Annotated in this window: 16 protein-coding genes; 9 read left to right on the forward strand and 7 right to left on the reverse strand. The window is 32.0% G+C overall.

Translation table 11 applies throughout. From position 1 onward, the window contains the following. The first annotated feature begins 11 nt into the window (after positions 1-11). The 3 genes from PQF96_RS21160 to PQF96_RS21170 all read left to right on the forward strand — a co-directional run bounded on the left by PQF96_RS21160 (position 12) and on the right by PQF96_RS21170 (position 1,787). Entirely contained in the window at positions 12-563 is a 552-nt protein-coding gene (locus tag PQF96_RS21160; protein ID WP_271768138.1) for a DUF1697 domain-containing protein, read from the forward strand. A gap of 70 nt (positions 564-633) precedes the next feature. Then, complete coding sequence (locus PQF96_RS21165; RefSeq protein ID WP_271768140.1) at positions 634-1,170, forward strand: Crp/Fnr family transcriptional regulator; 537 nt, start codon at positions 634-636, stop codon at positions 1,168-1,170. Positions 1,171-1,220: 50 nt separating this feature from the next. Next, positions 1,221-1,787, forward strand: a complete 567-nt coding sequence (locus PQF96_RS21170; protein ID WP_143916627.1) for a DinB family protein — start codon at positions 1,221-1,223, stop codon at positions 1,785-1,787. Between the two features lie 80 nt (positions 1,788-1,867). Here the strand turns inward: PQF96_RS21170 and PQF96_RS21175 are convergent, their stop codons facing one another. Beyond that, a complete protein-coding gene (locus PQF96_RS21175) occupies positions 1,868-4,444 on the reverse strand; it encodes an endonuclease (RefSeq protein WP_271768142.1) in 2,577 nt (858 codons plus the stop codon). A 302-nt stretch (positions 4,445-4,746) separates the two neighbouring features. Between PQF96_RS21175 and PQF96_RS21180 the strand changes: the two genes are divergently transcribed. The 5 genes from PQF96_RS21180 (at position 4,747) to PQF96_RS21200 (ending at position 6,179) form a co-directional block, all read left to right on the forward strand. Further along, the gene (locus PQF96_RS21180) at positions 4,747-4,932 is read left to right on the forward strand and encodes a hypothetical protein (protein WP_271768143.1); all 186 of its coding nucleotides are present in this window, start codon (positions 4,747-4,749) and stop codon (positions 4,930-4,932) included. A 122-nt stretch (positions 4,933-5,054) separates the two neighbouring features. Further along, positions 5,055-5,231: a hypothetical protein gene (locus tag PQF96_RS21185; protein ID WP_160114085.1), complete on the forward strand. Its 177-nt coding sequence runs from the start codon at positions 5,055-5,057 to the stop codon at positions 5,229-5,231. A 174-nt stretch (positions 5,232-5,405) separates the two neighbouring features. After that, positions 5,406-5,591 (forward strand): hypothetical protein, encoded by a 186-nt coding sequence (locus PQF96_RS21190; RefSeq protein ID WP_271768145.1) that lies wholly within the window; start codon positions 5,406-5,408, stop codon positions 5,589-5,591. 103 nt (positions 5,592-5,694) lie between these two features. After that, positions 5,695-5,874: a hypothetical protein gene (locus PQF96_RS21195; RefSeq protein WP_271768146.1), complete on the forward strand. Its 180-nt coding sequence runs from the start codon at positions 5,695-5,697 to the stop codon at positions 5,872-5,874. Positions 5,875-5,993: 119 nt separating this feature from the next. Continuing rightward, entirely contained in the window at positions 5,994-6,179 is a 186-nt protein-coding gene (locus PQF96_RS21200; RefSeq protein ID WP_143916630.1) for a hypothetical protein, read from the forward strand. A gap of 243 nt (positions 6,180-6,422) precedes the next feature. Here the strand turns inward: PQF96_RS21200 and PQF96_RS21205 are convergent, their stop codons facing one another. The 6 genes from PQF96_RS21205 to PQF96_RS21230 all read right to left on the reverse strand — a co-directional run bounded on the left by PQF96_RS21205 (position 6,423) and on the right by PQF96_RS21230 (position 14,185). Next, positions 6,423-7,613, reverse strand: a complete 1,191-nt coding sequence (locus PQF96_RS21205) for an acetate/propionate family kinase (protein ID WP_143916631.1) — start codon at positions 7,611-7,613, stop codon at positions 6,423-6,425. 21 nt (positions 7,614-7,634) lie between these two features. Continuing rightward, entirely contained in the window at positions 7,635-9,728 is a 2,094-nt protein-coding gene (gene pta, locus PQF96_RS21210; protein ID WP_109435309.1) for a phosphate acetyltransferase, read from the reverse strand. A 180-nt stretch (positions 9,729-9,908) separates the two neighbouring features. Next, positions 9,909-11,009: a DUF2911 domain-containing protein gene (locus tag PQF96_RS21215; protein ID WP_271768148.1), complete on the reverse strand. Its 1,101-nt coding sequence runs from the start codon at positions 11,007-11,009 to the stop codon at positions 9,909-9,911. A gap of 209 nt (positions 11,010-11,218) precedes the next feature. Then, positions 11,219-12,286 (reverse strand): hypothetical protein, encoded by a 1,068-nt coding sequence (locus PQF96_RS21220; protein ID WP_271768150.1) that lies wholly within the window; start codon positions 12,284-12,286, stop codon positions 11,219-11,221. Positions 12,287-12,298: 12 nt separating this feature from the next. Then, positions 12,299-12,697, reverse strand: coding sequence for a lipocalin family protein (locus tag PQF96_RS21225; RefSeq protein ID WP_109435306.1), 399 nt, complete (start codon positions 12,695-12,697; stop codon positions 12,299-12,301). A 258-nt stretch (positions 12,698-12,955) separates the two neighbouring features. Beyond that, complete coding sequence (locus PQF96_RS21230) at positions 12,956-14,185, reverse strand: peroxiredoxin family protein (RefSeq protein ID WP_271768152.1); 1,230 nt, start codon at positions 14,183-14,185, stop codon at positions 12,956-12,958. Between the two features lie 147 nt (positions 14,186-14,332). Between PQF96_RS21230 and pheT the strand changes: the two genes are divergently transcribed. Next, complete coding sequence (gene pheT, locus PQF96_RS21235) at positions 14,333-16,768, forward strand: phenylalanine--tRNA ligase subunit beta (RefSeq protein WP_271768153.1); 2,436 nt, start codon at positions 14,333-14,335, stop codon at positions 16,766-16,768. The last annotated feature ends 17 nt before the right edge of the window (positions 16,769-16,785 follow it).

The following is a 16,785-nucleotide window of genomic DNA, read 5'->3' on the forward strand; positions in this document are numbered from 1 at the left end:
AAAATAATGAAATGAACCAATATGTCGCTTTTTTAAGAGGAATTAATGTGAGTGGTTATCATAAAGTTCCTATGATCGAACTTCGTGAAGAAATGCATAAATTAAATTTCAAAAATGTAGCGACAATTTTAAATTCGGGGAACGTAATATTTGACTCTATAAACAATGACTTAAAAAATCTTGAAAAAACAATTTCTGAACATCTAGAAAAGGTTTTTGGGTTTCCTGTTCCGACAATCATAAGACAATCGGAAATGATATATCGTTTGTTAGAGCGTAATCCATTTAGAGATATTGTAAATACAAAAGATATTCGATTGTATATTTCATTTTTGAGAAAAGATATTCAAACTGAATTAGATTTTCCCTGGACTAATAATGACAAATCTTATACAATCCTGGAAAAAAGTAACAAAGAAATAATCAGTATCTTAGATCTTTCTATAGCCAAAACTCCTAAAGGAATGGAAGCTTTAGAAAGGTATTTTGGGAAGGATATCACTACAAGAAATTGGAACACCATTAAACGAATAGAAAAAAAACTCAGGGTCGATTTAAACTAACGTTATCATAATTTAAAAAACTTAAATTAACCTTATAATATTACATATAAAGTATTATTACATTTAAAAAATGAATCCAATTTCACTTCTAATTACAGAACTCAATACCCAAAACTTGTGGGATGGAGAAATAGAATTGAAAAGAAATGAGTATTTAAAAGTAAAAGGAAGTATTGATACTAACTGTTATCTGGTTATCAGCGGTAGTTTAAGAATATTTGTACTGGATGAATTTGAAGAGCATACTATTCGGTTTGGGTATAAAAATAACCTCATTGCCGCTCTTGACTCATTTTTAAATGAAAAACCATCAGATTTATATATTCAAGCCCTAAAAAAGGCAACTTTAAAAGTAATAAGTAAAACAAAACTCATGAATTTAATATGGGCGTCTTCCCAAAATATCAAAACATGGAATATCATTCTTGAAGATTTTGTTTTACAACAAATGGAAAGAGAACGAGATATTCTAACCATATCTCCCTTAGAAAGATACAATCGTGTATTAAAACGTAGCCCTCAACTCTTTCAGGAAATTCCTAATAAATATATAGCATCATATTTGAGAATGACTCCAGAAACACTTTCAAGAATCAAAAAATCTTAATTTCGATCAATGTTTTAAGAGTTTAGAATATAGACTTTTGTAAAAAAACAATGGAAATAACATCAAAAGACTTAATACAGGACTTAATAGAAAGAACCCGAAAGAACATAAACGAAGTAGAGAAATTTAATCAGTTATCAATCGAAGTACTTAACTGGAAAAAAACATCTGAATACTGGAGTATATTAGAATGCTTAGAACATTTAAATTTATACGGAAATTTTTATATTCCTGAAATAAAGCAACAAATAGCAATTTCTAAGCACCATGAATCAGAAAACTTTAAAAGTGGATGGTTAGGGAATTATTTTGCAAAAAGTATGCTTCCAAAAGAAAAACTAAATAAAATGAAGACATTTAAATCAATGAATCCTGCTGGGAGTATGCTAAATAAAGATGTATTGAGCACATTTATCAATCATCAATATATGCTCCTTGATGTATTAGATATGTCTAAAAAGGTAAATCTTACTAAAACAAAAACCGGGATCTCGATTTCTAAATGGCTAAAGCTAAGATTAGGCGATACTTTTAGAGTTGTAATCTATCATAATCAAAGACATATTTTACAAGCTAAAAAGGTACTGAAAGAGGTCAATAGAAGAAAAACATTATAAGGCATATCAATTTATTCTACAATATTTAAACAAAAAGCCTCACTTAAAGTGAGGCTTTTTGTTTAAATATTGTCAAAACATTACTGAACTACTATTTTTGTTGAAACCGAACGGGTACCATCATTAAGTTCTATACTATACATACCTGATTTTACATCATTTAATTCTATTCTATTTTTTGTCGTTTTTCCAGATTTTATAATTCGACCACGCATATCAGTTAATTTAAAACTAATTTCACGGTTATCTCCAATACCTAAATTGACATAACTGGATGTCGGGTTAGGATATACTTGAGCTGAAAATATCTGGTTTTCATTCTCTAATTTACCATCAATACTAACCTCAGCTAATTCTTTGGTTTTAGAACCTGAAGCTCCAATATTTACTGTATAATCTTCTACTTCACCATAACCAAAAGTTTCACAAGAGGTTGGCGCTCCATTCCATTTCATAGAAACTCGCATTCTAGTTGTACCAGAACTGGCAGAAGTTGGAATCGTAAAATTATATGACAAATTACCTGGATTCGAAGTAGAACCTGTAACTACTTGTTCTGAAGCTTCAAAGGATCCATTTTTATTAAAATCGATCCAAACTGCCCAATGTTCGGTATAAGAAGCACTCACAAATCCAACACTTAACACAATTGTATTATCACCATAATTGAGGTTTCCTACCTGAGAAGTAAAATCACCATAACCTCCATTAGCTTGAGTAGTATTGGCAATACCTCCTATTCCAACATAATCAATAAACTCATAATTTATTGTATTTCCTTTTGATTCACAATAGGATACTATAATATCTTGTGTAGTTACAGTTATCGTATTACTTGATACAGAATTATTTCCTGCAGCATCATAAGCCTGTACTGTAAATGTATATGATGTTCCTGTTGTTAAACCAGACACAATATATGTTGTTGAACCAGTAGTTGTTAACAATGTACCATCTTGAAATATAGAATATCCTTCTACACTAATATTATCGGTAGCAGCGGTCCAGGAAAGGTTCACACTATTTTCTGTGATATTAGAACCACTAAGGTTTGTAGGAACAGATGGAGCTTCTGTATCAACACTATTACCTCCTCCATTAAAAGTATGCTTTCCCAAATCATCAGTTGTATTTTGAGGAAAAGAATCCCATTCGATAGATTTATACGTAGACGAAGGAGATGAAATATCTGCTTTTCTTCTTAAGGTAGCATCTTTTGCAAAATTCGATGATCCTCCATTAAAATTTCCAATAATATCTATCAAAACATTATTTTTAAACAGACCTACAGGGTCATTACCATTAAAAGTCATCTCTGAAGCCCCAGAAGTTAAATCTGCAACATTTTTGATTGTATTAGAAGCTGAACTATTTGCTATCACAAAAACATCATTATTGGCTATACTTCCTGATAAATTTAATCCTCCAGACCAAGATCCAGAACCGTTAGTTTGTCGTTTTATTGTATATCCAGAAAGATTAACCGATGCTCCTGTATAATTTGCTATTTCTAATGCTTTATTATTTGATGATCCCTCTATATATTCTGAAAAAAATAATGCGGTTGCGTTACCTCCAGAAGAAGCGCTTTGAGTAGTTACCGTTATGGTGCTACTAGAAGCTGATATATTACCAGCAGCATCTTTTGCTCTTACAGAAAATGAATACGTTGTATTTGCTGTCAATCCTGAAACACTATAACTAGTCGTTGTAGCCGAGGCCAAAAATGTATTGTTTCTATAAATATCATACCCGGTAACACCAACATTATCTGTAGATGTATTCCAAGATAGTACTGTAGAAGTTTGCGTTGTAGAATTAGATACTAAGTTACCCGGCACACTAGGAGCTTGAGTATCATTACCTCCCCCTACATTTCCGAACCTATCTTCTGCTTGTGGTCCTCCCCAAATTTGTGTCGCAAATGCCGGGTTATCAATAAATGGATTCCGGTTTCCTTGAATTCCTTCTAAGATTGGGTTACGCTGTAATTCTAATTGTGATACCGGATCTTCTGCATTCCACTCAAGAAATAATTGAAGCATATTACTATCACTTGCCGCAGGAGAACCAACACCAACATTTTTTGGTAGACAACGATTACCATAATGAATATACATATACATCATCATACGCGCTACGTCACCTTTAAATTCATCTCCAGGATACCAATGTCCTTGAGCCGTGGTTCCTGAGTTTCCAGAACCGTCTGCAAATTTTCTATTTCCTCTGGATGAATTACGTTGTACATCAGAAGGTCTTAGATGATGAGCATCAGAACCTGGGCCTGAAGAACCAAGATTTGGATTTCCTAAAGATCTTGGATATACATGTTCTCTATTCCAATCGGTAGATCCTCCTCCATTATTATTCACTCCTCGAGTTCTGTCTGTTGTCGTATTTCCATCAGTATCACTAAATCCATAAATCAAAATTACCTTAGAAGAATCAGAAGGATCCAGGTCTGTTTGTTTTAGAGCATCCCAGACTCCTGGAGTATATGTAAGAAAAGTAGTATGTGTATTTATAACTTTATTACCCAATTCATTTTGTAGAGCGTTTCCAGATAAATTAAGATTAACATCATTATAATATGATGGTATTTGACTATAACCAATAATTGGAATAGCCAATAATAAAAGAATTATTTTTTTCATTGTGTTGTGAGTTAGTTTATTATGTGTGATTATGCGGATTCGAAACTAAAGTTATTTTCTTAGACTTACTATAGTCAAACGTTATCAAAACGTTACCTAGTATGTTGACAATCTAGGAATTAAAAAAAACATTCAACTTAAAATATTAAAAATCAAACCTTTACAAACCTTAACACTTGTTAATAAGTTATTTCTTACAACACAAAACCAATAAGAAGACCTTACATATTCGGTGGTTTTTATGTAACTGTTATTCAGTATTTTAAACTAAATTTAAGTACTAACATTTAAATATACACATCATGAAAAAAATCTTAAACCTAACAGGAGTTCAGAAGCTATCCAAGGAACAACAACAAGACATAAAAGGTGCTTTTGGACGCGCTACTTGTTGTCCTAATGGACGAGGATGTCTTATCAGTTTTGGTAACCAAAGTTTTTGCGAACCAGGATATTGTGATCGTTGGGGGCGATGTATTTTTGCCTAATCTCGATATTAATCATACAAAAAAGACAAACTTTAGGTTTGTCTTTTTTATTAGTAAATAATTCTAATTGGAATACTATTCTAAATCAAAAATTGGATTATTAACTTTTAAATATACACATTATGAAAAAAATCTTAAATCTAACAGGAGTTCAGAAACTATCTAAAGAACAACAACAAAATATTAATGGATCAGCTTCGAGAGGAGTTTGTTGTCCAAGTGGCAGAGGTTGTCTCATTGCCGGACGCTTTTGTGAACCAGGTCGTTGTAATCCTTGGGGAGGATGTGTCTTTTACTAAAAACATAAACAAAACACACATAATCAACACCTTAACCTGTATAACCCTTTTAATTTAATACCCCAAATTTATAAATATCATGAACATAAACTTGTATTCCCAATAAACGTCTTATAACTTTAGAATACATATTTATACCTGAATTTTAATTACTAACTTTTAAATATTTACACAATGAAAACAATATTGAAGCTAACAGGAGTCCAAAAACTAAGTAAAAAAGAACAACAGGATATAAATGGAGCCAATTTTTCCAGACCTTATTGTAATGGTCCTAATAGATGCTGTGTAAGAACTCCAAGTGGAATAGAATTTTGTGACTATGGATACTGTGTTAGTGGCGGATGTATCTGGGCATAATAAAATATAAATAATGAAAAGAGGATGACTTTATTGCATAAGGTGATCCTTTTTTGGTTAGAAAGCATATCTCAATTCGTATTAACTTTAAATTAAATATATAATGAAGAAAATCTTAAATCTAACAGGGGTTCAGAAATTATCCAAAGAACAACAAGGTCAAATTAAAGGAGCCATTGGTATCGGATGTTGTGGTTCTAACAAATGTCGAGTGAGCTTTCCAGGAGGAAGTTTCTGTGAACCAGGAAGATGTCTTCCATATGGAGGTTGTATCTTTTACTAAGAACGCAATTAGTATAAAAAGACAAACTTTATGTTTGTCTTTTTTATTAGTGAATAATTCTAATTGGAATACTATTCTAAATCAAAAATTGGATTATTAACTTTTAAATATATACAAAAATGAAAAAAATTTTAAATCTTACAGGGGTTCAGAAATTATCTAAAGAACAACAACAAGAAATAAAAGGTGCTATAAGAAATTATGGTTGTTGCAATAGTCAACAATGTCGTGTAAAACTAGCGGGTGGTGCTTTTGGTTGTGAATATTCACTTTGTATTGATGGTTTTTGTCAATACTTGTATTAAACACTAATCATAAAAATTATTCTTGTTAAAAAAATCTTAGAATTAAGTAGAGTTCAGAAATTATCCAAATGAACATTAAGGAAGAATTAAAGGAACCAGAAGAAATCCAGGATACTTTAATATTCAATGTGATCTAAGAGGTATAGGTAATTCTCTTTGTCTCAATAGTACATGTGCAAATCTCTATTACAAAATTCTAAAACAACCTCTTATTTCAAAAAACAAGAGGTTGTTTTTAAGTCATTATGAGGACAGCACTTCAAATGATTGCTTAGCAATCTCTAATTCTTCATTTGTAGGGATAACCAATATTTTTACTTTTGAAGAAGGTAAGTTAATCTCTCGAATCTCTTTTGATCGTATCTCGTTTTGTTTTGTATCTAATTGAATCCCAAGGAACTCTTGATCATTACACACTAACTCTCTAATAACACTAGAGTTCTCCCCTATTCCTGCAGTAAATACAATAGCATCTAAACCGTTCATTACCGATGCATAAGCACCAATAAATTTTTTGATTCGATATGCATTCATTTGTAATGCCAATTTACAATCTGAATTTCCTTTTTCTGCTTCTGCTTCAATATCTCTTAAATCACTATATCCTGTTAACCCCAGCATTCCACTTTCTTTTTGTAAGAGGTTATTTACTTCATCTAATGAATACCCTAGCGAGTTTACCATATAAAAAATAACCGCCGGATCAATATCACCGCATCGTGTCCCCATAATTAAACCATTCATAGGTGCAAACCCCAAAGTATGATCAATACTTTTACCATCTTTGATCGCTGTCATACTACATCCATTCCCTAAGTGAATCGTAATAATTTTTGAGTTCTTTTTCTTTTCCAAAAACGCTATTGCTTTTTCTGAAACATATTTATGACTAGTTCCATGAAAGCCATAAACCCTAATATTATTCTCATCCAAAAATGTATTGGGAATTGCGTATTTATAAGCATCAACAGGCATGGTTTGGTGAAAGGCTGTATCAAATACTGCAACTTGTTTTGCCTCAGGAAAAATTTCTTCAGCTACCAAGATCCCTTCAAGATTAGCTGGGTTATGCAATGGAGCTAATACTGATAGTTTTTCTATTTTTTGTTTTACTTCTTCAGTAATTTCAACTGTTTCAGCAAAAGTACTCCCTCCATGAACCACTCTATGCCCTACGGCTTCAATTTCTGAAGCTGCCTGAATAACGCCTATTTCTTTATCCATTAAATAACTTGCAATAAATTGCAAACCATCCTTATGATTATTAATTATCTCTGTCGCTTCAATTTTATTGATATCTGACCGATAGCTAATTTTTGCATTATCCAATCCAATACGTTCTACCAATCCAGAGCAAATAACTTTTGCCTCTGGCATGGTAAATAATTGAAACTTTATCGATGAACTTCCTGAGTTTAATACAAGTATTTGCATGATCTTCTTTTCTCTTTTTTTTTATAATCCTTGAGCTTGAATTGCAGTAATAATCACCGTATTGTATACATCATCTACAGTACATCCCCTACTTAGGTCATTTACTGGTTTATTTAACCCTTGTAACATTGGACCTATTGCTAATGCACCCGTTTCTCTCTGCACAGCTTTGTATGTATTGTTTCCTGTGTTTAAATCCGGAAAAATTAAAACACTGGCCTGACCTGCAACTTCGGATTCTGGAAGTTTACTTTGTCCTACTCTCATGTCTACCGCAGCATCATATTGTATGGGACCTTCTATTTTAAGATCAGGACGCTTCTCTTTAACAATCGTAGTTGCAGTTCTTACTATTTCTACATCCTCACCTTTACCAGAATTCCCTGATGAATATGACAGCATTGCAACCTTTGGTTCGATCCCAAAAGCAGCAGCAGACTCTGAAGAAGAAATTGCTATTTCTGCTAATTCTTCGGCGTTTGGATTTGGATTTATCGCACAATCACCAAATACCGAAACTCGGTCTTCGAGACACATAAAAAATACAGAAGAAACCACTTTTACTCCTGGTTTTGTCTTAATAAACTGTAGTGCTGGACGAATAGTATGCTGAGTAGTATGAACTGCTCCCGAAACCATTCCGTCGGCATGTCCCATATAGATCATCATTGTACCAAAATATGACACATCTGCCATCATATCTTTAGCCATATCCAGGTTTACATTTTTATGCTTTCTCAATTCATAAAATGTCTGTACATAATCATCATAATGAGGAGATTCTGTTGGGAAAACAATATTTACTTTACTAAAATCAATTGGGATATCGAGTTGTGTAACTTTATTTTTTATTTTTTTTTCATTTCCGATTAAGGTAATGTCTACAACTCCGGAAGCTAATAATCTTGAAGTTGCCCTTAAAATTCTTTCATCGGATCCTTCAGGAAGAACAATATGCTTTTTATGCTTTAATGCACGTCTTAATAAATTATACTGAAACATACGTGGTGTTAACCCCTCTGATTTAAAAGTAATCATTCTATCTGCCAGGCGATCTTCATTAGCATATTTCTCGAATGTACTTATAGAGGTGTTTATTTTTTGTAAATTATCCAAATAAACTTTTGATTTAATAGCTCCTATCCTATTCGCAATAGAAAATGTGCCACTTGGAACGGCTATAATCGGGAATGATAAAGAAACCCCTTCTATAAGTTTAAGAATTGATTGTTCAGGAATTATTCCCCCTGTTAATATAATTCCTGAAATCTTAGGGTAGTTATCAGAAATATTTGCCTGTAACACTCCTAAAATAATATCTGCACGATCCCCAGGTGTAATCACCAGACTATTATCCTTAAGATGAGTTAAATAGTTTCGTAATTGCATGGCTCCCACTCCAAAACTACCTGCTTGATTATTTAAATATTCTTTACCAAACAAAACATTTCCATCTAACTCATTGACAATCTCTTTGATTGTTGGATTTAATAAAGAATTGATCTTAGGAATTACAATTCGATCTACCTCATTAGTGAAATCATTTTCAAAAACACGTTCTAATCCATCTTCATTCCCTTGGGTAACTTTGTTTGCAACAACGGCCAAAACTTCAACATCTTTACTATTAAAAGTATCATAGGCGAGCTTTAAATTACCTACAATTTCTTTATTGGTCTTATCCAATCCACTGGCTACTATTACCGCCGGAATTCCTAAATTTTTTGCTATAACAACATTTATGTCAAACTCAATAATACTACCTTCATCAGAAAAGTCGGTTCCTTCTACAAGGACAAAATCGAATTTTTCTTCAAGATTTTTATATTTTGTTATAATACCATCTATAATCTCTCCTGCCTTACCTTCATTATACTTCTGAAGCACTTCACTTCTGGTATACGCATATGCCTTTTTGAAATTAATATCTAACTCAAAATGAGAAATTACAGTATTGATATGGTTATCTACTTCTCCTGCTGCAGGATCATCAATTATTGGTCTAAAGTATCCTACCCGGGCAACCTTGCCCAGAAGCATACGCATCATCCCTAAAACAACAATAGATTTACCACTATTCGGTTCGATAGTAGCAATATAAACGGCTTTGCTCATGTACATAAATTTGGTGTATACAAAGATACGGTAATGCACTAATGTACCATAAAATCATATGATATTAAAACTGTTTTCTACGATACTATTATGTTATTAACAGTTTGATTTTAATTTCAATAAAAAAAGGTTTAGAAAAACTCTAAACCTTCTTTAAAAAACTATAAATTTTGATTTTTTTTAATTTATATCTTCTCCTTTTTTAAGTTTCTCAAGAGCAGCCGTTAACCTTGGCTTAAATCTTTCTGGTGCTTTTGTCATTGCTATATTTAAAGATTTTACGGCATTTTTATAATCTCCTTTTGCAGAATATGCCCTTGCCAAACCAAAATTTGAAGGCCATGCACCGTTATTATTCTTTACATTATCTTTTAAAATAGCTAACGCTTTATCATTTTGTTTTTGGCTAATCAATCCGGTTCCTAATTGAAAAACCTGACTTGCATTACCTAATTTAGCTGCTTTATCAACAAGTGTCATAGCATCATTTGTTTTTCCTTGTTTTACTAAGATCTGTGATTTAAGAGATAAATTTGAGAACGTTTCTTTGCTAAAAAAGTTCCCGCTAATAGAACCATTAATCCACTCTAAAGCTTTGTCTAATTCACCTGCATTAAAAGCATAATTTGCTGCATTATCCCAATTTGATTGAGTAAACCCTGCAGTATTACGAAGGTCATTTTTAATTCCCGTCATTACTATGCTCTTTACATCTACTTCTATTTTAAACGGAATTTCTTTTTTCTCCCATCGTAGAGCCGCTACAGTACTATTGGCTTCAATTATAGGGAACGAAAAGCTCAAAATTTCTGTGTGTGGTGCCTCTTTAGTTTTGACATCTACTCTTAAAGCATCTTCTTTTTCATCATAAAAATAACTTCCCCAAGAAGTAGAATTATTAGAAAATATTATGGTAGCTCCTCCATCTTCTTTTAATGCTATATGTAAACCATAGATTCCTGCCTTAATATCTTTTCCTTCTACCTTTACGTCATTTGTAAATTCAATAGTTGTATTAAGATTAGCTCCAGCTCTCCAAGGTGCTGCCTTTGATGTACCAAAACCAAGGTCATTATAACCATAAGGTACTAATTTGCCCCATATTTCGCGTTCTTTTACACTAGGTCTTCCATAATCAATTGTAATATTAGTAATTCCCACACGTTGCATTACCTGTGCACGTTGGCTTCCCTCGGGTGTCTTTAATTGTGCCTTCGTATCAATTGTGAATAGCATCATTGCTGCCGCAATACATGCGATAATAAGGTTGGAGTTTTTCATGACTGACTTTTTGATTTAATAATTATTTATAAATAGAAATCGATCTCGATTTCTACCCCAAAACAATGTAAGAGGTAATTATTAATCCTAATGTTACGATAGTGTTAAACTCAATAAAAAATTAATAATAGATTGTTAAACCACTCTTTACTTAACAACTAATTAACAAAACTATATTGCTATTATTTTTAAGGACATGCTTTAGCTTCTTAAAAATTAACCCCTAATTCCAATTCAAAACCAAAATCTGTTTTATATACTTTGGATGTTTGAACTTGTTGAAATATATTGGCTCCCATAACAATCCCAAAGTCTTTAAAAGGGATAAGTTTTATCCCTTGTTTTGCGTTTATACCTATCAAAAAATTAGTCCGTTTTCTGTTTTCTGTGTTTCTTGTAACTTCAACACCTATTGGCACTCCAATACCCAAACCAACATATACTCCCGGGAACATTTTAAAATATCCATCAAAACCTGCTCCTAGTGCAAAATAATCAACAGATTTGTATCCTTTATTCCTCAATGACTCTGGCTTTATTTTATAGGTACTATACGATAATACAAACGGTAAAATAAAACGATCTTCACTATCTGAAAATCCTATATAACTAATGTTATACCCTTCTCTATTTTTACTAAAAAGTTGTTTATATGTAAAAATATCAAACCACTTACCCAATTTGGGTACTGTAGCCAAAGAAATTGGTTCTTTGGATGCCCTAAATTCTAATGTATCCTTTTCAGAAGTTTTATTTTCTTTATAGTTTTTTACAAAAAGTTGCATGCAATATTCTAATGTTGCTCTAACATTCTTTTCATGACTTTCAAATATTCCCGATGTATTCGATATGTCAAAAATCTGATCTTCGTAATGATTAATATTAAAAATTTCTTTTAATGAATTTTCTTCTTTTTCAAAGAAAATTAGATGCGCATATGCTCTTGTTGTTACAGTATTTATAGCACTTTGTGATTGCTGTATTTCTAATGCTTTAATTTTAATATAAATTGGCGTAGCTTCTTTTGAAAAAGGAAAAGAAACATCCATAAATTCCTGAATTGCTTTTGACGCATTTGGATTTAATATTACTGTACTTTGTTTTCCTGAGCTATTATCTACATTACCTAATGACTTTTCTTTTCTTTCGTCCTTTATATCTTTTACATATATTGATATATTATCTGTTTCAAAGAGAACTGTATTAAGACGAATCCTTTCTTGAGCGAATGTTGTAAAGAATATAACTAAAAGCAGTATTGTGCATTTATATTTCATAATCCCTCAATTTTATAAATGACTACTATACACAACTTCGACTTCTTTAATCTCTGCTACGTCAAAGCGCAGTATTAAGTTCTCAAAACTTAAACTTACGATATAGGCTTTTATCGTTTCATTGTTATCATCGATCATCAAAATATAACCACCATTATTATTTAATATCCAGGTTCCGGTTTCTATTGTATTTTCTGACTTAGAAACAAATGTTCCATCTTCCTTAAAATGTATATAATCATTCTTTTCTTTTTTGGATGGTGAATACTCTTTGCTCTTAATTTTATAACTATTCAAATGCCAGATTTCAAACAAATTAGTCTTGTCTATTTTTTGAGCATTGATAGTATTGATAAAAAAGATTAATCCTATTCCTATTAAAGCAAAGGCCATTTTGATTTTATATTCCATATCGTTATTCTAATGTTTTGAACAAAAATATAGATCGCAAAAAGTATGGTGTTTGTTCTTTTTGGACAAAAACAAAAAATTGATTTTGTTAAGAAAACTTAAGTTTAAAATGGATCAGAAAACTATAAGGTTACTTTTATAGATAGTAGTGTTATGCAGAAAATTGAGCCTTAATGTATTGTATCTTTAGCTATGTATCAGTAAAACTCTACCAGCATGATACTATCACGATGGTAGAGTTTTATCTATTTAATATACTTATTCTTTTGATAATTGATCAACAAATTCTTCAAATTCCTTTTTGAAATCAACATATTTTTGACCTGTCGCGGGCCCATTAAAACCTGTATGGATTTTACGTACTTTCCCCTTTTTATCTATAAAAATGGTCGTAGGATAGGATAATACATGATTAAGCATAGGTAATTTCTCTTGTGCCTTTTGTTTGTCTGAGGTACCATATTGAGCAAGAAGAATTGGATATTCTACATTTAATTTTTCTTTCAGTCTCTTTATTGACTTAAAGGCCTTTTCTTCAGTTTTTGCATATTCAAAAGCTAAGGCAACAAGCTTTACATCTTCAGAAGTGTTACGATTATAAAAATCTACATAGTACTTAGTTTCATCCATACAATTTGGACACCAAGTACCCATAATCTGCACTACTACTACTTTGTTTTTAAACTGTTCATCCTGAAGTGAAACTTCTTTTCCATTGGTATCAGGAAAACTAAACGTCAAACTATCATACCCTTCTTTTAAGAACGTTAATGAATCTTCAGACGGTAATTTAAAGTGCTCATTTCTTTTGGCAACAAACGGTTCTTTCCAATGGTTTCCAGAATAGAAAGAGCCATTAAGGGTACTATCTGTTACTTGTGCTGTAAACAGAAATGCATGCGCACCATCAAAAGTAGATAATTGCAACTCATTATTATTCATTACTCCTTCTAAGTAACGGTAGTCCCCGGTGGTTGTTCTAAATGTTCCTGTAACAATATTTCCATTTTGTTTAAAAATCCCTTTAGCAATATATCTATCTTCTTTATTGTCTTCACTAAAAACAGCCTCCCAATTCCCTGTAATATTGTATTCTTCCTTTGATTCAATATCAAATCTATCCTGTTCTCCATATTTTGCTTCAAATGGTACTACTCTATCCAAACTTTCTTTAATAAAACTACCCGAAATTGTCACAGAATCTACAAATTTTGCTGCAACATATCCTTCAAATACAGGAAACTTGATGGCAATTGAATCTCCACTGACCACAACTTCATCAACATTTATAGTTTCTTCTGCATTAAAAATCTTTAAAGTATGATCTTCCATAACCTCCATTAAAAAAGGTAGTTTTTTATTGTCCTGAACTTCTAACGTAGCTCTCCAAGGACCACTTTTAAGATGCATTATTTTGTTGGTTTGATCTTTCTTACAAGAAGAAACAATAACTAAAGAGAATAAGATAAGTGTGATAATTCTTTTCATTATAGAAATTTTATAAAGAGTCCGGAAAGTTACTTAAAACTTACCGAATTATTTCAGTTCATTTTATATAAACATTTTGGTATCTGTTTATTTTAACAGGCAGATTCAATATATTATCTTTACCGACTGAATTAAGAAAGATCACAAATGAAGATTTCATATAATTGGCTAAAACAATTTGCTAACCTAGATTGGGATGCAGAAAAAACGGGCGAACTTCTTACTGATTTAGGACTAGAAGTTGAAGGAATAGAAGCTTACCAAAGTGTAAAAGGAGGTTTAGAAGGAGTTGTTGTAGGGCAAGTTCTTAACTGTGAGAAACATCCAAATGCAGATAAACTAAAAATCACAAAAGTTGATTTAGGAAATGGAGAACCTGTTCAGATTGTATGTGGAGCACCTAATGTATCTGCTGGCCAAAAAGTACCAGTTGCAACTATCGGAACTAAGCTTTATGACGACAAAGGTGAAGAATGGACTATAAAAAAAGGAAAAATCAGAGGCGAAGAAAGTCATGGAATGATTTGTGCCGAAGATGAATTAGGATTAGGAAAAAGTCATGACGGAATCATGGTTCTTAATTCTGACATTCCTGTTGGGACAAAGGCTGCAGAAATATTTGATATCGAAAATGACTATGTTTTTGAGATAGGACTAACTCCAAATCGTGCTGATGCAATGAGCCACTGGGGTACAGCAAGAGATCTAAAAGCTGGTCTACTTCAAAAAGATCTTAATATAGAACTTATTACTCCGTCTGTGAGTAATTTTAGAGTAGAAAATCGATTAAAGAAAATCGATATCGAAGTTACTAATCAAGATTTAGCACCTAGATATTGCGGTTTAACAATTTCTGATATTAAAGTAAAAGAATCTCCATCTTGGTTACAACATAGACTAAAAGCTATCGGAATAACCCCTAAAAATAATGTAGTCGATGTCACCAATTATGTATTACATGAGCTGGGGCAGCCTTTACATGCATTCGACGCACATTATATTGAAGGTGATAAAATTGAAGTAAAAACAGTAGAGGCAGGAACAAAGTTCACAACTCTGGATGAAGTAGAAAGAGAATTACACGAGGAAGATTTAATGATCTGTGATGCTGTAAAACCTCTTTGTATTGCAGGGGTATTTGGAGGAATGAACTCTGGAGTTTCAGAAACAACGACTTCTATTTTCTTGGAAAGTGCATATTTTAACCCCGTTAGTATTAGAAAGACGGCAAAAAGACATAGTCTAAATACAGACGCTTCTTTTAGATTTGAACGCGGTATTGATCCCAATATTACAGAGTACGCATTAAAAAGAGCCGCACTACTAATACAGGAACTTGCTGGTGGAAATATCTCTAGTGAAATACTAGATCTATATCCTAAAAAAATTGAAGATTTTCAAGTGTTTTTGTCTTTTGAAAACGCAACCAAACTTATTGGAGAAGAACTTCCTCAAGAAACTATAAAACAGATTCTAACCTCGTTAGATATCAAAATTAATAGCGTTACAGAAAGTGGGATTGGTCTTACCATTCCTTCTTATAGAAATGACGTACAAAGAGAAGCCGATGTTATAGAAGAAATTCTAAGAGTATACGGGTATAACAATATTGGATTTACTCAAAAATTAAATGCCTCGATCTCTAATATTGATAAATTTTCAGATCATAATGTGCAAAACATAATATCAAATCAACTGGCAGGGCAGGGATTTAATGAGATGATGGCAAACTCGCTTACTACACCAGAATATATTCATTTAAGCGAACAGTTAAAAACTGAAAATAACGTAGAAATGCTTAATCCGCTTAGTAATGATTTAGCAGTAATGCGACAGTCCATGCTCTTCTCTGGTTTAGAAGCTGTATCTTATAATAGTAACAGAAAAAGAGCAGATCTTAAATTTTTTGAATTCGGTAAAACTTATCATCATTATCAAGAAGATAGTAGAATAGAAAACAAGCATTTAAGTATCATTATTACAGGAAACCGGTCTAAAGAAAGTTGGAGAATTAATAACAGCTCACAAGTTAGCGACTTCTTTTATTTAAAAGGTGTTGTATTATCTGTATTGGAACGCCTAGGTATAAACAGATTAAAAACAACTCCAATAAAAAACGATATATTTTCTGAAGGGATTTCATTAACTGTCGGAAAAGCTAAAGTTGTTGATTTTGGAATTATTAAAAAATCAATTCTTAAGCATTTTTCTATTGCTCAAGAAGTACTTTATGCTGATTTTAATTGGGATGCAGTTTTAGAGTATGCAAAACATAATAAAGTAAAGTATTCTGATATTTCAAAATTTCAAGAGGTACGTCGGGATTTTGCTCTTCTTTTGGATAATGATGTAAAATTTGAAGAAATTCATACCATTGCCAAACAGACCGAAAAACAACTATTAAAAGATATAAATTTGTTTGATGTTTATCAAGGTAAAAATCTACCTAAAGGTAAAAAATCATATGCAGTAAGCTTTACTCTACTTGACGAAAAGAAAACACTTACAGATAAACAAATTGACAAAATTATGAACAAACTACAACATAATTTTGAAAATAAACTAGGTGCAGAACTTAGATAAAACAACTTAGGATGCGC

Origin of the sequence: Aquimarina algiphila (assembly GCF_947494415.1) — a bacterium.
Classification (GTDB): Bacteria; Bacteroidota; Bacteroidia; order Flavobacteriales; family Flavobacteriaceae; genus Aquimarina; species Aquimarina algiphila.